The following is a 21,647-nucleotide window of genomic DNA, read 5'->3' on the forward strand; positions in this document are numbered from 1 at the left end:
CACACATGCCGCACAGGTGTGCCACATGCGACACATTCACAATTGGCCTTACCACTGCCTTTCGTGGCGAAATACCGGGAGCAGCGGCCAAAATGGGCCATTTTTGACACACTTCGACATCTCCGCACCGCCGCAAACGCCGATAAATCCCCCTGTCACGTCATCTGCGCCCCTTGGCACACCCCTTGCTTAACAAATGAATACATGCCGGGGACACAGGATCCTTCAACCAATTCCTGCCCCTTTTGACGCCGTCACGGGCTCTCTCTCCCCCGGACGGCGTTTTTTTTTGGCGACAGCCCGTCGCCTTGGTTATCATGGGGCGCGAACACACACCTTCGCTCCCTCAACACGACCGGCAGCAACGGAACCGATGCAAGGCAAACTCGGATTACGCACCCTTGAGGACATCAGCGCCCTGATCCTGCAGTCGCACAATCTCGACGAGACCCTGAACAATATCGTCGACCTGGTGGCGCGCCGGATGCAGACCGAGGTCTGCTCGCTCTACCTGCTCGATCCGGACGGCGAAACCCTGCGCCTGCGGGCCACTCACGGCCTGAGTCCCGACGCCGTCGGCCGGGTGACCATGAAAACCAGCGAGGGCCTTGCCGGCCTGACCGTCGAGAAGCGGCAGACCGTCGCCATCCGCGAACCGGAAAAGCATCCCCGTTACCGCTACTTCGCCGAGACCGGCGAGGAACGCTACCACTCCTTCCTCGGCATCCCGCTCTTCGATCGGCAGAATCCGCTCGGCGTCATCGTCATCCAGACCGTCGAACCGCGCACCTTCACCGAGACGGAGATCAGCGCCCTGTCGACCATCGCCTTCCAGGTGGCGTCGATCGTCATCAATGCCCGGCTGCTCGACTCGATCAACAGACGGCAGAGCGCCCTGCCCGACCCCGGACAGACCGGAGAGCCGACAGCAGCCGACGAGTGTGAGCAGCGACCGATCCTGCGCGGCCAGGTCGCCTACCCCGGCGTCGCCATGGGACCGGCGCACATCCTCGACAACCAGCAGGGATTCGCCGATATCTTCGACGAGGACGGCGTCGACGCCGACGAGGAACGCAGCAGACTCGCCGACGCGCTGGAAAAGACCCGCATCCAGACCCTGTTTCTCGAAAAACGGATGGCGGAACGCCTGGGCGAGGAGGACGCGTCGATCTTTCACACCCACCTGATGATCCTCGAGGACCACGGCTTCGTCGACAAGCTGTTCGACGAGATCGACGCCGGGCACAGCGCCCCCTACGCGCTGAAGAAGGTGGTCAGCACCTACATCGACGCCTTCAAAAAGATGGACGACCCCTACCTGCGGGAAAGGGCGGCCGACATGGCCGACATCGGCCGGCGCATCCTGGCGCACCTGACCGGGCGGGAGGAAAGCGGCCTGCACCTGAAAACCCCCGGCATTCTGGTGGCACACGAGATCCTGCCCTCCGACATGGCCAGCCTCGATCCCGAGCAGGTGCTCGGCCTGGTCACCGAATCCGGCGGCGAGTATTCCCACGCCGTGATCATGGCCAAGTCGCTCGGCATTCCGGCCATGGTCGACGTCAGGGGCGTGCTGCGCCATCTCGAACCGGAGGCCCCGGTCATTCTCGACGCCAACGCCGGCACCTTCTACATCCGCCCCCAGCCGGCCGTCGAGGAGGAGTACCGCCGGCTCGACCGGGAGCGGCGGCGGGAGCTGGGACGGCTCGACGAGCTGCGGAAACTGCCGGCCCGCACCGCCGACGGCGTCGACATCGTGCTGCGGGCCAACATCGGCCTGGTCAGCGACATCGAGATCGCCCGCCACAACGGCGCCCGCGGCGTCGGGCTCTACCGCACCGAATTTCCCTACATGGCGCGCGGCGGCTTTCCCGACCGCGACGACCAGTACCGGCTCTACCGCAAGGTGGTGGAAGGATTTCCGGGCGAGGTGGTCACCATCCGCACCCTCGACATCGGCGGCGACAAGGCGTTGCCCTACTTCGCGCCGCCGGAGGAAGACAATCCGTTCATGGGCTGGCGCTCGGTCCGGGTCTCGCTCGACAATCCGGACATCTTCATCACCCAGATCGAGGCCATTCTCATGGCCGCCCGCCACGGCGACGTCAGACTGCTCTTTCCCATGATCTCGTCGGTGGAGGAGGCCCTGGCCTGCCGGCAGGCGGTCAGGCAGGCGGCGGCCAACCTGGCCGGGGAAGAGATCGAACATGTGGCCGACATTCCGCTGGGGGTGATGATCGAGGTGCCGGCGGCCATCCCCATCGCCCGCCACCTGGCCGAGCTGGTCGACTTCTTCGCCCTGGGCACCAACGACCTGGTCCAGTACCTGCTGGCCGCCGACCGGGGCAATCCACTGGTCCGCAAGTACTACGACCCCCTGCACCCCGCGGTTCTGGCGACCATCCGCCAGATTCACCTCATCGCCCGGGATACCGGCCGCGCGCTCTGTCTCTGCGGCGAGATGGCCACCGATCCGCTGGGGCTGCTCGCCCTGCTCGGCCTCGGCCTGCGCGAATTTTCCACCCCGGCGCCCTACATTCCCCGCATCAAGGCCCTGCTGCAGCGCATCAACCTCGAACAGACGGCCCGCGCCGTTGACGAGATCGTCGATCTCGGCGAAAGCCACGAGATTCGCAGCCGCCTGCAGCGCCTGCTGCCGAAGGACTGACTCTGCGTCTTTTTCCGCCGCACCAGAAGCGGAGGGGGCAGGCCGTCAACCCTTGGCCGCAAAATAATTTACCAACAGCCGATTCCATTCGCCGATAAACGCCTCGTACGCATCCGCGGTAAACCCGGCAATGAACTGTTCGCCCCTTTCGCTCAGGGCGATGTATTCGTAAGTCACCTCGACCCGGGTCAGACGTTCGGCGAGCTCTCGGCACCGGACGGTAATGACACCGACCTTGTCCTGCGGCTCCACCTTGTAGAACTGCACCAGGCAAGATTCCGGCTCGTACCGCTTCACCAGCCAGATCGCATCGGCCGAGGCATGATCATGATTTTTCGTCAGGAAGACATAGTCCTCATGCAGACCGGTCGAGCCCATGACATTTTCGTAATCCCCCCCCCGGAACCCACAGCTTCTCCCCTTCGGCGCTGAACAGGGGAAAGAGCACCCTTGCCGGCTGATCGATGCTGAAACTTGCCGTGTGTTTCACTTTGCTCATGACTGTTTCCGTAGAACGGGTGGTGGCGACTGGTGACAGAATCTGAGTGACGAGGTCGATGGGGCGCACCCCGCGCCGGGCGAACTGGATGCCGGACTTGCCGGTTTCTCGACAATGAAAAGCATGAACGGCCACAATGGCAGGCCGATGCGTTTTGCCAAAACGACCCAACCGCCTGCCCGCTCCAGCACCGAAACGACACTGACGGCCCGGCAGCCCATGGACAGCCGGGGAAACCGCCAGGCGATATCTTCAATGCGGCCGGCCAGCCATCTGACAAGCCTGTTTTCAGGCTCGGTCGAATGGGCAACCGCAACCCTGCCGCCGGGCCTGGTCACCCGGAACAGTTCCAGAGCGCCCTGTTCCGGGTCATCCAGGGGACACAGGCTGTAGGTTGAAAGGACCACGTCAAAGCTGTCATCGGCAAACGGCAGACGGGCCATGTCACCCGTCTGAAAAGTCACGCGGTCCTGAAGCCCCTCCCGGATCGCCTTTTCCCGTGCCACCGCCAGCATCTCTGCGCTGAGATCGAAGAGAGTCACCCGGCCACGCTCACCTGCCAACCGCGCAGCCAGAAGCCCGGCCGATCCGGTGCCGGAACCGCAATCCAGGATTCTGTCGCCTTGGCGAACAGCATTCTCGACCAGAATCCTTCTGCCCTTCTGGTCGGTTCCGGCCGTGAGGAATGCGTGCAGGAAATCATATCGCTTCGCGATCTGTCCATAGATGCCCTGCAGTTTTTCCCTGCTCAACGCTTTGCGCATCCATGCCCTCTCAAATAAGAGACGGCAAAAGTGTCACCCATGCAATGACGCCGGTCAATAGAAACAAACGGCCGCAGACGAAAACGCCTGCGGCCGGGGTGATGCGTCGATCTGGCGGAAGGTTCATCCGAGGGAGCGGATGCGCTCCAGGCTCTGCTTGAGCACCGCCAGCTTCTCTTCGGCCTGGGCCAGCTTGCCGCGGTCCTTTTCCAGCACGTGCGCCGGGGCGTTGGCGACGAACTTCTCGTTTGAGAGCTTCTTGCGGAAGAAATCGACATCCTTCTGCACCTTGGCGACCTCCTTGCTCAGGCGCTTTTCCTCTTCGGCGATGTCGATCAGTCCGGCCAGGGGGACGAGAATCTCCACCGGGCCGGCGACCTGGGTCGCCGATTTTTCCGGACGCTCGATGCCGACGCCGAAGCGCAGCTCGTCGACCCGCGCCAGCGAGCGGATGTAGGCCTGCCCCTCGGCCACCACGGCGGCCGCCGCCTCGTCCCGGCAGTCGAGCACCACGGTGATGCGCCGGCTGGGGGCGATGTCCATCTCGCCGCGGATGTTGCGAATGCCGCGGATGATCTCCATCACCTGCTCCATGCGCCCGGCCAGCGCCGCATCGGCTCTCAGCTCGGAGCCGTCCGGATAGGCGGCCTGCATCAGGTAGCGGCAGGGGCGCTTGCCGGGCAGCGCCTGCCAGATCTCCTCGGTGATGAAGGGCATGAAAGGATGCAGCAGCCGCAGCAGCTGCTCGAGCACCGTGTAGAGCACCGTCTGCACCCGCCGGCGGGCGGCGGCGTCCTCGCCGTAGAGCTCGTCCTTCACCAGCTCGACATACCAGTCGCAGAACTGGTGCCAGGTAAAGGCGTAGAGACTGCCGGCGGCGTCGTTGAACTTGTACTCGGCCAGCGCCTGGCCGGTGGCCGCGGCCGTCTCCCTGAGCCGGGTGAGAATCCACTGGTCGGCCGGCGACAGGTCGAGGCCGTCGAGGGTGCACCCCTCGGGATCGAAGTCCTCGAGATTCATCAGGGTGAACCGGCTGGCGTTCCACAGCTTGTTGGTGAAGTTGCGGTAGCCGGCGATGCGGTCGGTCGAGAGCTTGATGTCCCGTCCCATAGCGGCGAAGGCGGCCAGGGTGAAGCGGAAGGCGTCGGTGCCGTATTCCTCGATCACCGTCAGAGGATCGATGACGTTCCCCTTGCTCTTGCTCATCTTCTGCCCCTGGGCGTCCCTGACCAGGGCGTGGATGTAGACGTCCCGGAACGGGACCTCACCCATGAACTTCAGCCCCATCATCATCATGCGGGCGACCCAGAAGAAGAGGATGTCGAAACCGGTCACCAGACAGGAGGTCGGATAGAACTTCTGCAGGGTCTCGGTCTTCTCCGGCCAGCCCATGGTCGAAAAGGGCCAGAGGGCGGAGGAAAACCAGGTGTCGAGCACGTCGGTTTCGCGACGGATGTTGCGGCTGCCGCAGTGGGCGCACGTCTCGGCGTCCTGGCGCGAAACGGTAATCTGGTCACAGTCGTCGCAGAACCAGGCCGGAATCTGGTGTCCCCACCAGATCTGCCGGCTGATGCACCAGTCCTGGATGTTGCGCATCCATTCGAAGTAGGTCTTGGTCCAGTGCTCGGGAACGATGCGGGTCCTGCCGTCCTCGACCGCCCTGATCGCCTCTTCGGCCAGCGGACCGACCTTGACGTACCACTGCTTGGAGAGCCAGGGCTCGATGACCGAGCGGCAGCGGTAGCACTCGCCGACGGCGTTGGCGTGCTCCTCCACCTTCTCCAGCAGGCCCTGTGCCTCGAGATCGGCCAGCACCTTCTCGCGGGCCTCGAAACGGCCCAGCCCCCGGTAGGGACCGCCGTTTTCGTTGACCACGGCCGATTCGTCGAAGATGTTGATCTGCTCAAGATCGTGCCGCCGTCCCAGCTCGAAGTCGTTGAAATCGTGGGCCGGGGTGATCTTCACCGCCCCGGAGCCGAACTCGCGGTCGACGTAGGTGTCGGCGACGATGGGAATCTCGCGGTCGACAAGGGGCAGCCGCACCTTGCGGCCGACCAGGTCGGCGTAGCGCTCGTCCTCGGGATGCACTGCCACCGCCGTATCCCCGAGCATGGTTTCCGGACGGGTGGTCGCCACCACCAGGTAGCGGTCGCTGCCGACCACCGGGTAGCGCAGGTGCCAGATATGGCCCTTCTGCTCCTCGTGCTCGACCTCGAGGTCGGACAGGGCGGTGTGGCAGCGGGGACACCAGTTGATCAGCCGGTTGGCACGGTAGATCAGTCCCTGCTCGTAGAGACTGACGAAGACTTCACGCACCGCCCGGGAGAGCCCCTCGTCCATGGTGAAACGCTCGCGGCGCCAGTCGCACGAGGCACCGAGCCGCTTGAGCTGATTGATGATCTGGCCGCCGGACTCCTCCCGCCAGCGCCAGACCCGCTCGACGAACTTTTCGCGCCCGAGCTCGTGCCGGTCGACCCCTTCGGCGGCGAGCTGTTTTTCGACCACGTTCTGGGTGGCGATGCCGGCATGGTCGGTGCCCGGCATCCAGAGAACCTCGTGGCCGGTCATCCGCTTCCAGCGGCAGAGAATGTCCTGCAGGGTATTGTTCAGAGCGTGTCCCATATGCAGGACACCGGTGACGTTCGGCGGGGGAATGACGATGGAGTAATGGGGGCGAGGCGAATGCTCATCGGCTTCGAAACAGCCGTCTTCCTCCCACCGGCGGTACCATTTCAACTCGACATCGCGGGGCTCGTACCCCTTGGGCAATCCTTTGTCCATCTCTTGCAGCCTCTTCGGAATGATCGCGGTCGCTACCCAAAAAAGAAGTGGGGATTCTAGCAATCCCCACTTCCATCGTCAACTGGACTTGCTCTTCTGCCGGGCCGCGTCAGACCGCGTCTCGAATCTTGCGAAGCTCTTCCTTGATGTAACTTTCAGCGAGGTCGGGCACCACCTCCCAGGCGATGCGCTCCAGCACCGTGCCGGCCAGCCGCTCGACGACCGCTCCCGCCACCTTTTCGACAATCGCCTCGAGCTGCTCCTCGTTCAGGGCCGCCGCCACCTGTTTCTCGACGGCCTCGGTGCCGGCGACGACGGGCACCTCTTCAGGCTCAGGCTCGGGCTCCATCGCCGCCAGGTCGATCCCCCTCACCTCCGGCTCTGCCGGCGCCACCGGCTCGACCGGTGCCTCTTCCCACTCGAAACCGGCGGCAGGAGCAGCCTCGCTGACCGGAATGGCAGCCGGTTCGGCAGCCGGTTCGGCAGCCGGTTCGGCAACGGTTTCTTCCTCCGCCACCGGTACCGGCTCGGCAGCGGCAGCGGCAGCTTCCAGCCCGGCTTCGGCCAGCAGTTCCTCTTCGTCGATCACGTCGATATCGTCGAGATCGAAAATCTCCTCTTCCGTCTCCTCCCAGATCGCCTCACCGGCAACTTCCCGCTCCGGTTCGGCGGCGACGGGCCCAGGGGCTACGACCTCCTCTGTCGGCGGCTCCGGTTCGGGAGCAACAAAAGCCTCTTCCACCGCCACCGGCTCCGGCCGGGAAGCAGCTTCCTGCCCGGGCAGTACCGGCTCGGTGTCAAATTCGGGAGCGGGAGCCGGCTCCGGCAGCGGCTCGCTCAGCAGATCGTCCTCGTCGAAGCTGACCGCCCCCCAGATGTCGTCGTCCGCCACGGCGGCCTCCTCGGCCGGCACCTCGGTCGACTCCGGTTCTTCGGCGGCAGGTTGCGCGGCCGCCGCCGGCTCGGCGAACGGCTCCTCGAAATCGAAGTCCTCCTCGACGATCTCCAGGTCTTCCTCGTCGACCCAGATGTCCTCTTCGCCGAGCGACAGGATCTCTTCCTCCTCGACCTCGGCGGCCGGCTCTTCCGCAACGGCTGACGCCGCTTCCGCCGGCTCGTCGACCGCTGGCGACGGTGCCACCGCCTCGGCCGCGGCCCGTTCGAGCAGCTCTTCGACCTTGTCGATAAGCGCCTGCGACTCAAAGGGCTTGGCAATCCAGTCGTCGGCACCGGCCTGACGGGCCTTGTCCTCGTCGAACGGCTCGAAGGTTCCGGTCAGCAGCAGAACGGGAACCGTCCTGAGCTCTGGGTCCTCCTTGACCGCGCGGCAGAGCTCGTAACCATTCTTGCCGGGCATGTAGACATCCGCCAGGATGATGTCGGGACGCCGGGCCCTGGCGCTGTCCAGCGCGGCATCGCCATTGTCAACGATTTCGAGTTCGAAGTCTTCGTTGGCAAAGGTAATGCCGATGACCTTCTGAATGGTGATGCTGTCATCGGCCAGAAGCAGCCTCTTGCTCATGGAAAGCCTCCTTGTCGTGTTCAGAAACAGGGCAATGCCGCCAGTCAGCCCACGCTCGCCAGAAAACGGTCGATATCGATCAGGGGGACGCGTCGCTCCCGGCAGCGAATCCAGGCCGTCTGCCAGGGGGGAAGCGTCTCCTCCGCATCAGCTTCTTCCAGCATCTCGCCGCCGACCGTCGTCAGCACCCGGTCGACCGGGAAGGCGACCAGACCGCATTCGGAACGGCCGAGCAACAGGTAGGGAACCGCAGCCTCTCCGTCGGTCCGAAAACCGGCTCCGACGCAGACCGGAACGGGCACGTCCCCGTGCAGGACAACGCCGAGAAAACCCGACGGTAACTGCGGCAGGGGAAAGATCTCCGCTCCCTCGACGACAGCCTTCACCTGGCCGACGCTGAAAGCGAACAACCCGTCTCCGACGCCGACCAGGACGAACTTCGGATCGAGGTTCATGGCGCACTCCGCCGGGCTGCCAGCCGTTCGCTGTCGCAGCAGATCAGCACCCGGCCCTGATGAACGGCGATCTGCCGGTAGCTCTGCCCCGGCTTGCGCAGCAGGGCCGGCACATCGCGCAGTATAAAGCTTTCGGCGGGAAAAACGCCAACAATATCGTCAACCAGCAGCCCCCAGGGCCGGTCGGGATCGCGAAAGACCAGAAGATGCCGCGCCGCGAAAGCTGCCGCCGCCGGCACGCCGAACAGGCTTTCCGGATCGCGAACGGGCACCTCCGCCCCCCGCAGCCGTATCGCCTCGCCATCCGGTAGCCACTCGAGTTCACCGGCAGCGAGCACCTCCTGCAGCTCGTCGATGCCGAAGAGCAGCTGCAGGGGCCCAACACCGGCAACCAGTTTCAACCTGTCGGCACTGACCATTGCACCTCGAAAGCGGAATACCGACCATCAACCGGCCGGAAAGCTCATTAAAGCTAGCACACCCCCTGGAGGGTGTCAAGCTGCCGACCGGAGAAAAGATTCGCATTTATGCGCACTTACCTGAATCAGCAAGCTCATCTCCGGCGGATGGCACAAGCCATTGGCCAGTCTGCGCTTTGCAAAAATCACCGACGAACCTATGGGGGCGCCCAAGATTTTTGCAAAGCGCATTCAGGCCATGCAGGTGCACTCTCCATCCGGCATGAACTCCACTGATTCAGGTCGTCAGACAACCTTCCACGGCTCCGGCAGAAAGAGCCGGCGATAGAGGTTGAGGGCAAACCGGTCGGTCATGCCGGCAATGAAATCGGCGATCCTCGTCTCCGGCGGCGCCGTCCGGTCCCAACCGGCTCCAAACTCGTCCAGGGCTTCGGGCTTTTCGAGAAAAAAACGGAACAGCTCTTCGAGTATCCGTGCCGCCTTGCCGAACTCGCGATCGACTCCCGCCGCGCGATAGACATGCATCCCAAGCCAGTCGCGCAGGGCCAGCAGCGCCTCGGCCCGTTCCTGTGACAGATGGATATGGCCGTCGTCGACCCGCCGCGTGGTGGCAATGATGTCCTCGACCAGCACTCCGATGCGCCGTCCATGCCGGTCTCCGAGCGACCGCAGCATCCGGCGAGGCACAGATTCGGCGGCGATGAGTCCGCCCCGGATGGCGTCATCAAGGTCGTGGTTGACATAGGCGACGATATCGGCGAGACGGACGATCTCCCCCTCGCGGGTCGCGGGCCGGCGGGCGGGGTCCGGCTCGTGGAGCGGCCCCTCGCCCTTGGAATGACCGGCGATGCCGTTGCGCACCTCCCAGGTCAGGTTCAGGCCGGCACCATCCTTTTCGAGCCGGTCGACGACCCGCAGGCTCTGGTCGACATGCCGGAAGCCCCCCGGAACCAGCCGGTCGAGAACCCGTTCCCCGGCATGACCGAAGGGAGTATGACCCAGGTCATGACCGAGGGCGATCGCTTCGGTCAGATCTTCGTTCAGCTCGAGAGCACGGGCGATGGTGCGGGCGATCTGGGAAACTTCGAGGGTATGGGTAAGCCGGGTTCGGTAATGATCGCCTTCGGGAGAAAGAAAAACCTGCGTCTTGTATTTGAGCCGGCGGAACGACTTGCTGTGCAGGATGCGATCACGATCGACCTGGTAACAGGTTCTTACAGGACAGGGATCTTCGTCGACGGCACGCCCTTGCGTATTCTGACTCAGCGATGCCTGTTTCGAAAGAGTCTTTCTCTCTCTTTCCTCAATCGTTTCTCTGACGGTCATTGTCAAACCGATGCAAAAAAATTCAACTGACTTCTTGTCAAATGATCGCATCAATATTATCTTTAGCGTTCACAAGGTCAAAGAAAAAGTTGCGGGGCCGCTATCAAACGGCCGCTTTTTTCATTTCAATCCACTGAATCCGGCAACGTTGTGATCAAAGTTGCCGGAACCGAAAATCGAAAAGGAGAAAACAAATGTCCGAACTGCTGCAAATGGCCAAGGATCTCGTCGAAGCCCAGGCGACCTCCCGTTCCATGTCGACCGAAGAAATGGTCAGCTCCCTGTCCGAACTGTACAAGGCGCTGCAGAAACTGTCCCAGGCCCCTGAAGCCGCCGGCGAACAACAGGAAGGAGCGCCGGTCGTCAGCCGCAAGAAGGCCTTCGGACGTGACAAGGTCTACTGCATGATCTGCGGTGAAGGGATGAAGACCCTCGCCCGGCACCTGCGCACCAAGCACGACATGACCCCCGCCGACTACCGCCGCCAGTTCGACATTCCCCGCTCGCAGCCGCTGGCGGCCAAGAGCTATTCCGAAACCCGCCGCCAGATGGCCCTCGACGCCGGACTGGCCGACAACCTGGCCAAGGCTCGCGCCGCCAGAAAAAAGGGCGGCCGGAAAAAGGCTGCCAAAAAATAAAAGGGTCCGGCTGCGAAACAGCCGCCCTTTTCCGCTGTTCAAAAAAAGCGCCCCTTGCGGGGCGCTTTTTTCACCTGAATCCGTGAGCTCATCGGACCTGAAAAGAGAGCTTTTCGAGCAGATTGCCTTGCGCGTCGAGAATGGAGATCGTCCACTCGCCGCTCCATTCGGGCAAAATCCGTTTCGACGACCAGGTCCGCCAGTTGTTGGAGCGGACCGGCAACTCGACCCGGGCCATCTCCCTGCCCTCCCAGGACCAGACATGGACCACGCGGGTCTCCGTTTCGGCCCCGACCAGGCGGGTGAAGCAGTAGAGACGGCCGATGTCGGCCGGAACCTCGGTCATGACGTCGACCGGCTGCCGCTGCTCGACCTTCCTCGCCAGAGCGCTTTCGGCAACCTCGAGGGCCCGGCACAGGGAAGGAACCAGCAGCATTCCCGCCAATAGAACAACAACGATTCGTTTCATTCTCTTTTCTCCTTTTCTCTTCTGCCCAGGCCGTCTTTCCGCCGGCAACCCGGCGGCATTTCCGGTTCCCCGGAGCTTCGGACCGGCGACGGTGACGGCGCGCGATCGGCGTGTAAAAACCTCGGCAAGACATTCTAGCCAACGGAGCGGTTTTTTTCATCCCGCCTGCAGGAATTTCTTGCCAATGGCAGCGCTTTTCACTTAAATTCGCAGCATGTCGTCAAAGAAGGTTCCAATGAAGAAAATCCTCATCTGCCTGCGCCAGGAAGACCTTCTGACCACGCTGGAACTTATTCTCAAACACTGGGGTTACCGGGTGATAGCCACTCACCGGCCCGAAGACCTGCCCCAGTACTTCACCGACGGCAACCCGGACTTTCTGCTGGTCGAATCCCGTCTGGCCGCCCATCCCGAAATCGGCCGGCTTGTCGATGCCGGCTGCCGGCGGACCGGATGCCCCGTGGTCCTGATCGGCCCTCCCGGCGACTGCAGGCCCGACACATCCGGCATCCGGCTCGACGTTCCGGTCGACATCTTCAAACTTTTCTGCATCGTCCAGCAGCATCTCGAACCCCTGCCCCGCAACAACTTCCGCATTGCCGTCCGCGTTCCGGGGATGGTGATGCGGGCCGAGACCACCTCGCTGGTCGAGATCCTGAGCATCAGTGTCCGCGGCATCTTCATCAAGACCTCGCTGGCCGTCTCCCGGGGCGAGGAGTTCCGCCTGGTTCTCCCCCTGCTCGGCATGAAGCGGGAACTCGAACTGACAGCCAGGGTGATCTACATCGTCGAACCCTGCCCCGAAAACCGCTACCAGCAGGGCATCGGTCTCGAGTTCCGCGATCTCGACGCCGAAGCCACCGCGCAGCTCGAGGCCTTTCTCGAACAGCGGCTGCTCAAGGAGCTGGAAGAAAAGCACGGACACATCGAAATCGATCTGACCAATATCCGGCAGCACACCTGCCAAAACGGCCAGCCCGACCCCGGCCGACCCTTTTCCGCCTGAATCTCAGTCCGTAAACAGACTGACCAGAAAGCTCTCGCCACAGGGAGACTCGACGCCCATGGCCTCGGCGAGGGTCGCGCCGACATCGGCGAAGCTGCCGCGCAGCCCCAGGTCGACCCTGCCCCGCATGCCGGCATGCCAGCAGAGCAGAGGCACGTATTCCCGGCTGTGGTCGGTGCTTGGCGTGGTCGGATCGCAGCCGTGGTCGGCGGTGATCATCAGCAGGTCGTCTTCCTCCAGAACGGCGAACAGCTCGCCCAGCCAGCGATCGAAAGCCTCCAGGCCGGCGGCGAAACCGGCCGCGTCGAGCCGGTGCCCCCAGAGCATGTCGAAATCGACCAGATTGGCGAAGATCACGCCACTGTCCAGTCGGCCGATCGCCGCCAGAATCCGCTCCATGCCTTCGGCGTTGGAGGCCGTCGCCTGCTGTTCGGAGAGGCCGCGACCGGCATAGAGATCGCCGATCTTGCCGATGCCGCAAACGGCAACCCTCTTCTCGGCCAGCCGGTCGAGAACGGTCGTCCCCACCGGAGCGAGGGAAAAATCATGCCTTCTCGCCGTCCGCCGAAAACCGTGTTCGGGATCGCCGACGAAGGGGCGGGCGATGACCCGGCCGACCCGCCAGGGGTCGAGAATCCGCCGGGCCGTCCGGCACAGCTCGTAGAGCCTGTCGACCGGGATCACCTCTTCATGGGCGGCGACCTGAAAAACCGAATCGACACTGGTGTAGACGATGGGGCGGCCGGTACGCATATGCTCTTCCCCGAGCCGGTCGATGATCTCGGTGCCACTGGCGGCGACATTGCCGAGCACCTTCAGGCCGGTCTGCGCCTCGAACGCCTCGATGATCGCCGGCGGGAACCCCTCGGGGAAGGTCGGCAGGGGCCGGTCGAGGATCACCCCCATCAGCTCCCAGTGACCGGCGGTCGAATCCTTGCCCGCCGCCCGTTCCGCCATGCGCCCGGCAGCCCCCGCAACGAACGCCTGCTGCGACGCGCCGGGAAAGTCGATCACCCGGCCCAGACCGAGCCGGCAGAGATGGGGCAGCGTCAGCCCGCCGACGGCCTCGGCGACATGGCGCAGGGTGTTGGCGCCGGCGTCGCCGTAGGCGGCGGCATCGGGCAGCGCACCGATTCCGACCCCGTCGAGAACGATGAGAACGACACGACGAAAGGCTTTCATGCGCCCCTGGCCTCCTCGCTCCACTGCTCCATGATGGCGCAGGCGCTCGAGGTGCCGATCCGGGTCGCGCCGGCGGCGACCATGGCCTGCAGGTCGGCCAGGGTGCGGATCCCTCCCGCCGCCTTGACGCCGATCCGGCCGGCGGCACTTGCGGCCAGCAGCCGGACGTGATCGACGCTCGCCCCCGCCTCGGCAAATCCGGTGGAGGTCTTGACATAGGCGGCCCCGGCGCGTATCGCCATCCCGACCAGGATCTCCATCTGCCGGTGCGACAGCCGGCAGCATTCGAAAATCACCTTGACGGCGACGCCGGGCACCGCCCGGACGACGGCGGCGATCTCCTCCTCCACCCGCGCAACCTCCCCGGCGGCCATCCATCCCTGCTGGATGACCATGTCGATCTCGGTCGCCCCTTCACCGGCGGCCTGACGCGCCTCGAAAACCTTGACCTGCGGGGAACTGTAGCCGAGGGGAAAACCGACGACGGTGCCGGTCGCCACCGACGAACCGTAGAGCAGCCGGGCGGCGAGCGGAACCATGACCGGCGGCACGCAGACCGAGGCGAAACCGTATTCGACCGCCTCCTCGCACAGCTGCCGGATGTCGGTTTCGCTGGCCGTCGGCCTGAGCAGGGTATGGTCGATGAGGCGGGCCGGATTCCGCAACGGCGTCATCGCGGCCGGCCTCTCAGGTCCGGTATTCGGCGTTGATGCGGATGTAGTCATGGGTCAGATCGGAGGTGTAGTAGCTGAAAGCACCGTCGCCGAGCCCCAGATCGACGGTGACGACGAAGGCGTCCCGTCGCAGAACCTCGGTGCCCCTCGCTTCGCTGTCGCCACCGACGGCAAGGCCGTTGCGGGCCATTTCGACATCGTCGAACAGGATCCGCACCCGGTCGGGATCGACCGTCGCCCCGGAATAGCCGGCGGCGGCGATGATGCGTCCCCAGTTGGCGTCCTCGCCGAAAAAGGCGGTCTTCACCAGGCTGGAAGTGGCGATGCTGCGCGCCGCGAGGCGCGCCTCGGCGTCGCTGACGGCGCCGGTGACGCGGACCTCGACCAGCTTGGTCGCTCCCTCGCCGTCGCGAACGATCATCTTCGCCAGCTCGAGCAGCACCTCCTCGAGCAGAGCGGCAAACTGCTCCGCCTCCCGGCTGCCGGCGGCGATGACGTCACCGCCGCTTCGGCCATTGGCGAGCAGCAGCACCATGTCGTTGGTCGAGGTGTCGCCATCGACGGTGATGGCGTTGAAGGTCCGGTCGACGGCCTGCAGCAGCAGCGTCTTCATCAATGCCGGGTCGACGGCGGCGTCGGTCAGCACGAAGGCCAGCATGGTCGCCATGTCGGGATGGATCATGCCCGCCCCCTTGGCGATGCCCAGAATGCCGTAACCGGCGCCGGTGCGGCTCGCGGTCTTGGCAAAGGAATCGGTGGTCATGATCGCTTCGGCCACCCCCGGCCAGCCGTCCGGATCGAGCCGGCCAGCCAGACGCGCAACGGCATCCTCGAGCCCCGCCATCGGCATCGGCTGCCCGATGACCCCGGTCGAGGAGACAGCCACCAGCTCCTGGTCGATGCCGAGGGCGCGGGCGACGAGCTCGCCCATGCGCACGGCGTCGCGCATCCCCCGCTCGCCGGTGCAGGCGTTGGCGTTGCCGCTGTTGACGACGATGGCCTGGCAGCGTCCCTTCGCCAGCCGCCCGGACGTCACCACCACCGGCGCCGCTGCCACCTGGTTGCGGGTAAAGACACCGGCCGCCGCGGCCGGCGTCTCCGAAACGATCAGGCCGAGATCGGCCTTGCCTGAAGCCTTGATTCCCGCGGCTCCCGAAGCGAAACGGTATCCGCGGACAACAGATCTGCTTTCGGCGTTCATCGCTGTTCACTCCCCGCTGCCGGCTAGGCGCCGCAACACTTCTTGTATTTCTTTCCGCTGCCGCAGGGGCAGGGATCGTTGCGGCCGATCTTTTCCGGATTGACCTTGGGCGAACGCGCCTGCGGCGCGCCGCCGGCACGGCCGATGGCCAGGCGCTGCTGCCTCTCTTCCTGTTCGAGCCGCTCGACCTCCTCTTCGCGGACCAGCTGCACCCGGAAGAGCATCTGCACCACTTCCTGGCGAATCCGGCCCATCATGTCCATGAACAGCTGGTAGGCCTCGCGCTTGTACTCCTCCTTGGGGTTCTTCTGCCCGTAGCCGCGCAGGCCGATCCCTTCCTTGAGGTAGTCGATGGAAAGCAGGTGATCCTTCCACTTGGCGTCGATGGCCTGCAGCAGCAGAACCTTCATCAGGTGCTCGAACACCTCCGGCGTCATCTCCTCGCTGCGCTGGTCGAGCCGGGCCTTCACCTGGGCGATCAGCATCTCCTCCAGCTCGCGCTGGGTCAGCGAGGGGGTCGGCTCCGGCAGCTCGGGCCGGAAATAGAACTGGTTGAAGCAGTCTTCCAGCAGGCTCGACCAGTTCCAGTCCTCCGGCGCGGTCTTCTCGGGGCAGAAGGTGGCCACCATGTCGAGAACGATTTCCTCGATGATGCCGTCGATGGTCTCGCGGATGTTCTCGCCCGCCAGCACCTCCCGCCGCTGCTGGTAGATGACCTCACGCTGACGGTTCATGACGTCGTCGTACTCGATCAGGTGCTTGCGGATCTCGAAGTTGTGCGCCTCAACCTTCTTCTGGGCGTTTTCGATGGCGCGGGAGATCATCGGATGCTCGATCGGCTCCCCTTCCGGAATCTTCAGCTTGTCCATGACGAAGGCCACCCGCTGCGAGCCGAAGATGCGCAGCAGATCGTCCTCCAGCGACAGGTAGAATCGGCTCTCACCCGGATCGCCCTGACGGCCGGAACGGCCGCGCAGCTGGTTGTCGATCCGCCGCGACTCGTGGCGCTCGGTACCGAGGATATAGAGACCGCCGGCGGCCAGCACCTCTTCCTTTTCCCGGGCGCAGATCGGCCGGAAATGCTCGAGGGCCTCCTGGTAGGCGGTTTCGAAGTCGTCGGCATTCTGCGCCTGCTGCCGGGCAAGCATCTCCGGGTTGCCCCCCAGAACGATATCGGTACCGCGACCGGCCATGTTGGTGGCGATGGTCACCGCCCCCTTGCGGCCGGCCTGGGCGACGATGAAGGCTTCCTTTTCGTGGTGCTTGGCGTTGAGCACGTTGTGCGGCACGCCGCGTTTCTTGAGCATTTCGGAAAGGCGCTCCGAATTCTCGATGGAGATGGTGCCGACCAGCACCGGCTGCCCCTTGTCGTGACGCTGGACGATATCCTCGATGACGGCGGCGAACTTCTCCTTTTCGGTCTTGTAGATCACGTCCGACTGGTCGATGCGGATCATCGGCCGGTTGGTCGGGATGACCACCACGTCGAGCTTGTAGATCTCGTTGAACTCCGCCGCCTCGGTATCGGCGGTACCGGTCATGCCCGCCAGCTTTTCGTACATGCGGAAGTAGTTCTGGAAGGTGATGGTGGCCAGGGTCTGGTTCTCGCTCTCGATCTTGACCCCTTCCTTGGCCTCGATGGCCTGGTGCAGACCGTCGCTCCAGCGGCGGCCGGGCATCAGGCGGCCGGTGAACTCGTCGACGATCTGCACCTCGCCGTCCTTGACCACGTAGTCGACGTCGCGCTTGAACAGGGTGTGCGCCTTGAGAGCCTGGTTGACATGGTGCAGCAGCTCGATGTTGCTCGGATCGTAGAGGTTCTGCACTCCGAGCATCTTCTCCACCTTGGCCACCCCTTCCTCGGTGAGGGTCGCCGTCTTGGACTTTTCGTCGATGGTGTAGTCGCCGGTGTATTCCTTGCGCGCCTGGCCGATCTTGCCGTCGCGATGCTCGATCACCTCGCCCTGCTTCAGCCGGGGGATGATGCGGTTGACCATGTAGTAGAGCTCACTGGAGGTTTCCGACGGACCGGAAATGATCAGCGGCGTGCGCGCCTCGTCGATGAGAATCGAGTCGACCTCGTCGACGATGGCGTAGTGGTGCTCGCGCTGCACGTAGTCCTCGAGGGCGAACTTCATGTTGTCGCGCAGATAGTCGAAACCGAACTCGTTGTTGGTGCCGTAGGTGATGTCGCAGCCGTAGGCCTGCTGCCGTTCCTTTTCGGTCAGGCCATGAACGATGCAGCCGACACTCAGCCCGAGAAAGCGGTGGACCTGCCCCATCCATTCGGCGTCGCGACGGGCAAGGTAGTCGTTGACCGTCACCACGTGCACGCCGCGGCCGGTCAGGGCGTTCAGGTAGCTGGGCAGGGTCGCGACCAGGGTTTTGCCCTCGCCGGTCTTCATTTCGGCGATCTTGCCCTGGTGCAGCACCATGCCGCCGATCAGCTGCACGTCGAAATGGCGCATACCGAGCACCCGCACCGCCGCCTCGCGCACGGTGGCGAATGCCTCGGGAAGCAGATCGTCCAGGGACTCGCCGTTGTCGAGCCGCTGGCGGAACTCGGCGGTCCTGCCGCGCAGCTGCTCGTCGCTCAGCCCCTGTATCTGCGGCTCCAGGGCGTTGATCCGGTCGACCAGCGGCTGCAGGCGCTTCAGCTCCCGGTCATTCTTGCTGCCGACTATCTTCTTGATCAGGCTGTTGATCATTCGTTCTCTCCTGCGTGAGTCTGCCCGCCCCCTCCGGGCTAAAAGCGGTGAATTCTACCACAGGGGGTCGGCTCCGACAAGAATGCAGCCCCCGCAGGCAGCTGCATGTTCACCGCCGGCAAGGGCATAAAAAAACGGCTGCCAAACGGCAACCGCGTGTCTGCTGACAAGGCCATATCGAGCGTCCCGAGGCTACAGGAACTTGCGCGGATTGACAGGCACCCCGTTGCGGCGCACCTCGTAGTGAACGTGCGAGCCGGTCGAACTGCCGGTGTTGCCGACGGCGGCGATCCGGTCGCCACGCCTGACCCGCTGACCGACCTTGACGTAAATCCGCGAATTGTGGGCGTAGTATGTCTTGTAGCCGTAGCCATGGTCGATGACCACCAGCTTGCCGTAGCCGGGGGCGATTCCGGCCTGGGTCACCACCCCGTCGGCGGTGGCATGCACCGGGGTTCCAGTGCGGGCGGCGATGTCGAGCCCCTCGTGCATCTTGCGCCGGCCGGTGAAGGGCGACTTGCGCATGCCGAAGGTCGAGGTCAGCCAGCCCTTGACCGGCCAGCCCTGGGGCTTCGCCGCCAGCAGCGATCGCTGGTCGTTGAGAGCGGCCTGAATCTCTTCCTGGCTGAGGCGCTGCAGATCGATCTGGCGACGTACCTGGTCGATGCGCTCCTGCAGGTCGGAAAGCCCGTTCGGCAGCTCCGGTTCCGGCGGTCCGCCGATGCCGGTCAGGGCGTCCGGCCGGGCGGCCTGGACGCTGGTCAGGTTCCGTACCTGGGCATCGTTCTGGGCCAGCAGGGTCAGGTCGCGGTTCAGGGTCTGCAGTTCTGTGGAGAGCCGGGCCAGCTCGAGCCGCTGCTCGGTGTTCTCCTGCCGCAGACGCGCCAGTTCCTCCCGGTCGATCCCGCGGCGCACATAGCCTGCGGCGAGCAGGGCGACGCCGAGCACCACCGCCGCCATCGCCAGGCAACAGGCCCGGACCGTCCAGCCCGGCAGCATGAACCGGCGCACGCGCCGGGCGTCTTCAGGAACGATCAGAATGGTGAAACGCTTGTCTGTCACCGGCCCTCCCTAGGCAATGCCGACGCCTGCGGCGTCGACAGACGACCCTGCATGAAAATGCATTGATAGCCGTATTTCCCGTTTTTTGTCAAGTTTTCCGACATTTGAGGCTAGCTGTCGCCGTCCGGGACGGCGCCGTCGATGTCGATGCTGACCGCCGTCTCGTCGCATTCGGGAAACTTGGCGCACTTGATACAGTCGCGCCAGATCTTCTGCGGCAGCCGGCTCTTGTCGATCTCGACAAACCCCAGCCGGGCGAAAAAGTCCGGCTTGTAGGTCAGGGCGAAGACCTGCCTCAACCCCAGTTCGCGGGCCTCGTCGAGACAGGCGAGCACCAGGCTGCGGCCGACCCCCCTGCCGCCGGCCTCTTCGGCCACGGCCAGGGAGCGGATCTCGGCCAGGTCCTCCCAGCAGATCTGCAACCGGACCGTGCCGACGACGGCGCCGTCCTGCTCGAAGACATAGAAACTCCGGATGTATTCATAGACCTCGGCCAGCGAGGCGGAGAGCATCAATCCTTCGCCGGCATAGTGGTTGAGCAGACCGTGAATCACCTTGGCATCGGCGATGACCGCCTTACGTACCATCGTCTTTCTCCCTTGCGACGGCTTCGATCATTTCCCGCGCGTGTTCGAGAGTCCGTTCGGTCACCCGGTCGCCTCCCAGCATGCGGGCCATCTCCCGGACCCGCGTCTCGTCGCCGAGCGCGACCATGGCGGTGAAGGTCCGTCCACCGTCGACCATCTTCTCGACCCGGTAATGGTTGTCCCCGAATGCCGCCACCTGCGGCAGGTGGGTGATGCAGAGGACCTGCAATCCCCGGGCCACTTTTTTCAGCTTGCGGCCGACGGCGCTGGCCGCCTCGCCGCCGATCCCGGCGTCGACCTCGTCGAAAACGAGGGTCGAAACCCCGTCGGCCTCCGGCGCCACCTGCTTCAGGGCCAGCATGATGCGCGACAGCTCGCCCCCCGAGGCGATCCAGGCCAGGGGTTTCGGATCTTCGCCGGGATTGGTCGACAGGTAGAATTCGATCCGCTCCAGCCCCCTCGGTCCCGGCTCGTCCAGGTCAAAGAAATGAACCTCGAAACGGGATCCCGGCATGGCCAGATCGGCCAGTTCCCGCTCGACCGCCCGCGCCATCTTCTCGGCCGCCCGGCGGCGCCGGGCGGAGAGGTCCTGCCCCAGCTCCCGCAGGCGCGCCTCGGCCTGCCGCAACTGTCCGGCCAGCTCCTCGCGTCGGCTGTCGGCGTGCTCGAGGCGGTCGAGTTCGGCCTCGACCTGCTGCAGCCGCTCGAGAATCCCCTCGACCGTCGGCGCATACTTGCGCTTGAGCTGACCGATGCGGGCCAGCCGTTCCTCGACCTCGTTCTGCCGGCCTGGCTCGAAACTGAGCCGGGAGGAAAAGTCGCGCAGCTGCAGGGCGACGTCCTCGAGACTGTACTGGCTGCTGCGCAGGGTTTCCGCCAGGGTCCCGAGTAGCGGGTCGATTTCGGCCAGGTTTTCGAGCTCTCCCGCCAGCCGGCTGACGATTTCACAGACCGAGTTCGCACCGCCGTAGAGGCTTTCATAGCCGCCGCCGGTAGCCTGGGAGAGTTTTTCGCCATGCTTCAGCAGCTTGCGCTCCTGTTCCAGTTCCTCGTCCTCCCCCGGCCGCAGGGCGGCGGCGGCAATCTCCTGCCGCTGAAACCGCAGAAAATCGAGCCGCTGCTGGCGGTCGCGCTCTCCCTGCTCGAGCTGTTCGAGCTCGTCGCGCAACGCCTTCACCCCGGCATGGCAGTCGGCACAGGCCCGGCGCTGTTGCTGCAGGCCGGCGAAATGATCGAGAAAATTGAGGTGGGCCTCGGGCTTCTGCAGCAGCTGGTGCTCATGCTGGCCGTAGATGTTGACCAGCCGTCGGCTGATATCCTGCAGCTGCCCCAGCCGGGCGATGGAACCGTTGATGAAGATCCGGTTCTTCCCTTCCCGACTGATCACCCGCTTGACGGTCAGTTCGTCCGCAACCTCGAAACCGGATGCCTCGAGCTGCCGTTTGACCTCGGTCAGCCCGGCGATGTCGAACAGCCCTTCGACCGTCGCTTCGTCGGTACCGGCTCGTATGACCTCGGGCCGGGCGCGGCCGCCGATGAGCAGGCCGACGGCATCGATGATGATCGACTTGCCGGCGCCCGTCTCGCCGGTAAGAATGTTGAATCCCGGCTTCAGACTCACCTCGAGCCGGTCGATGATGGCGAAGTTGCGGATGACGAGTTCTCTGAGCATGGCAATCCGTCGGC

18 protein-coding genes are annotated in these 21,647 nt (G+C 64.4%); 3 read left to right on the top strand and 15 right to left on the bottom strand.

The window, feature by feature from the left end; translation table 11 throughout:
• Positions 1 to 373: 373 nt before the first annotated feature.
• Positions 374 to 2,668, top strand: a complete 2,295-nt coding sequence (gene ptsP / locus EDC39_RS08715; protein WP_148896001.1) for a phosphoenolpyruvate--protein phosphotransferase — start codon at positions 374 to 376, stop codon at positions 2,666 to 2,668.
• A 45-nt stretch (positions 2,669 to 2,713) separates the two neighbouring features.
• On the opposite strand, the gene EDC39_RS08720 is transcribed toward ptsP, so the two are convergent.
• The 7 genes from EDC39_RS08720 to EDC39_RS08750 all read right to left on the bottom strand — a co-directional run bounded on the left by EDC39_RS08720 (position 2,714) and on the right by EDC39_RS08750 (position 10,434).
• The gene (locus EDC39_RS08720; RefSeq protein ID WP_222862855.1) at positions 2,714 to 3,046 is read right to left on the bottom strand and encodes a hypothetical protein; all 333 of its coding nucleotides are present in this window, start codon (positions 3,044 to 3,046) and stop codon (positions 2,714 to 2,716) included.
• Positions 3,047 to 3,163: 117 nt separating this feature from the next.
• The gene (locus tag EDC39_RS08725; RefSeq protein WP_148896002.1) at positions 3,164 to 3,931 is read right to left on the bottom strand and encodes a class I SAM-dependent methyltransferase; all 768 of its coding nucleotides are present in this window, start codon (positions 3,929 to 3,931) and stop codon (positions 3,164 to 3,166) included.
• A gap of 123 nt (positions 3,932 to 4,054) precedes the next feature.
• Positions 4,055 to 6,712: a valine--tRNA ligase gene (locus EDC39_RS08730; RefSeq protein ID WP_148896003.1), complete on the bottom strand. Its 2,658-nt coding sequence runs from the start codon at positions 6,710 to 6,712 to the stop codon at positions 4,055 to 4,057.
• 109 nt (positions 6,713 to 6,821) lie between these two features.
• Positions 6,822 to 8,234, bottom strand: a complete 1,413-nt coding sequence (locus EDC39_RS15750; protein ID WP_148896004.1) for a response regulator — start codon at positions 8,232 to 8,234, stop codon at positions 6,822 to 6,824.
• A gap of 44 nt (positions 8,235 to 8,278) precedes the next feature.
• Positions 8,279 to 8,689: a chemotaxis protein CheW gene (locus tag EDC39_RS08740; protein WP_148896005.1), complete on the bottom strand. Its 411-nt coding sequence runs from the start codon at positions 8,687 to 8,689 to the stop codon at positions 8,279 to 8,281.
• Complete coding sequence (locus EDC39_RS08745) at positions 8,686 to 9,108, bottom strand: chemotaxis protein CheW (RefSeq protein ID WP_148896006.1); 423 nt, start codon at positions 9,106 to 9,108, stop codon at positions 8,686 to 8,688. Before EDC39_RS08745 ends, EDC39_RS08740 begins: the two co-directional genes overlap by 4 nt.
• Before the next feature lie 285 nt (positions 9,109 to 9,393).
• On the bottom strand, positions 9,394 to 10,434 hold the full coding sequence (locus EDC39_RS08750; RefSeq protein ID WP_148896007.1) for a deoxyguanosinetriphosphate triphosphohydrolase: 1,041 nt from the start codon (positions 10,432 to 10,434) through the stop codon (positions 9,394 to 9,396).
• A 194-nt stretch (positions 10,435 to 10,628) separates the two neighbouring features.
• Between EDC39_RS08750 and EDC39_RS08755 the strand changes: the two genes are divergently transcribed.
• Entirely contained in the window at positions 10,629 to 11,072 is a 444-nt protein-coding gene (locus EDC39_RS08755; RefSeq protein ID WP_148896008.1) for a MucR family transcriptional regulator, read from the top strand.
• Between the two features lie 88 nt (positions 11,073 to 11,160).
• Here the strand turns inward: EDC39_RS08755 and EDC39_RS08760 are convergent, their stop codons facing one another.
• On the bottom strand, positions 11,161 to 11,541 hold the full coding sequence (locus EDC39_RS08760) for a DUF2914 domain-containing protein (protein ID WP_148896009.1): 381 nt from the start codon (positions 11,539 to 11,541) through the stop codon (positions 11,161 to 11,163).
• A 235-nt stretch (positions 11,542 to 11,776) separates the two neighbouring features.
• Here EDC39_RS08760 and EDC39_RS08765 point away from each other — a divergent pair, with 235 nt between their 5' ends.
• Positions 11,777 to 12,547, top strand: a complete 771-nt coding sequence (locus EDC39_RS08765) for a PilZ domain-containing protein (RefSeq protein WP_187426720.1) — start codon at positions 11,777 to 11,779, stop codon at positions 12,545 to 12,547.
• 3 nt (positions 12,548 to 12,550) lie between these two features.
• Here EDC39_RS08765 and EDC39_RS08770 read toward each other — a convergent pair whose 3' ends face one another.
• The 7 genes from EDC39_RS08770 to recN all read right to left on the bottom strand — a co-directional run bounded on the left by EDC39_RS08770 (position 12,551) and on the right by recN (position 21,633).
• Positions 12,551 to 13,729 carry a phosphopentomutase gene (locus tag EDC39_RS08770; RefSeq protein ID WP_148896011.1) on the bottom strand — a complete coding sequence of 393 codons (1,179 nt, stop codon included), beginning with the start codon at positions 13,727 to 13,729 and terminating at the stop codon, positions 12,551 to 12,553.
• On the bottom strand, positions 13,726 to 14,403 hold the full coding sequence (deoC, locus tag EDC39_RS08775) for a deoxyribose-phosphate aldolase (protein ID WP_148896012.1): 678 nt from the start codon (positions 14,401 to 14,403) through the stop codon (positions 13,726 to 13,728). Before deoC ends, EDC39_RS08770 begins: the two co-directional genes overlap by 4 nt.
• A gap of 13 nt (positions 14,404 to 14,416) precedes the next feature.
• Positions 14,417 to 15,604, bottom strand: coding sequence for a bifunctional glutamate N-acetyltransferase/amino-acid acetyltransferase ArgJ (gene argJ / locus EDC39_RS08780; protein ID WP_148896013.1), 1,188 nt, complete (start codon positions 15,602 to 15,604; stop codon positions 14,417 to 14,419).
• Between the two features lie 23 nt (positions 15,605 to 15,627).
• Positions 15,628 to 18,312, bottom strand: a complete 2,685-nt coding sequence (gene secA / locus EDC39_RS08785) for a preprotein translocase subunit SecA (RefSeq protein WP_187426721.1) — start codon at positions 18,310 to 18,312, stop codon at positions 15,628 to 15,630.
• A gap of 192 nt (positions 18,313 to 18,504) precedes the next feature.
• A complete protein-coding gene (locus EDC39_RS08790) occupies positions 18,505 to 19,374 on the bottom strand; it encodes a M23 family metallopeptidase (protein WP_148896014.1) in 870 nt (289 codons plus the stop codon).
• Positions 19,375 to 19,484: 110 nt separating this feature from the next.
• Complete coding sequence (locus EDC39_RS08795) at positions 19,485 to 19,961, bottom strand: N-acetyltransferase (RefSeq protein WP_148896015.1); 477 nt, start codon at positions 19,959 to 19,961, stop codon at positions 19,485 to 19,487.
• Complete coding sequence (recN, locus tag EDC39_RS08800; RefSeq protein ID WP_148896016.1) at positions 19,951 to 21,633, bottom strand: DNA repair protein RecN; 1,683 nt, start codon at positions 21,631 to 21,633, stop codon at positions 19,951 to 19,953. The genes EDC39_RS08795 and recN overlap by 11 nt, the downstream gene beginning before the upstream one ends.
• Positions 21,634 to 21,647: the final 14 nt, after the last annotated feature.

Source organism: Geothermobacter ehrlichii (genome assembly GCF_008124615.1).
Taxonomy (GTDB): domain Bacteria; phylum Desulfobacterota; class Desulfuromonadia; order Desulfuromonadales; family Geothermobacteraceae; genus Geothermobacter; species Geothermobacter ehrlichii.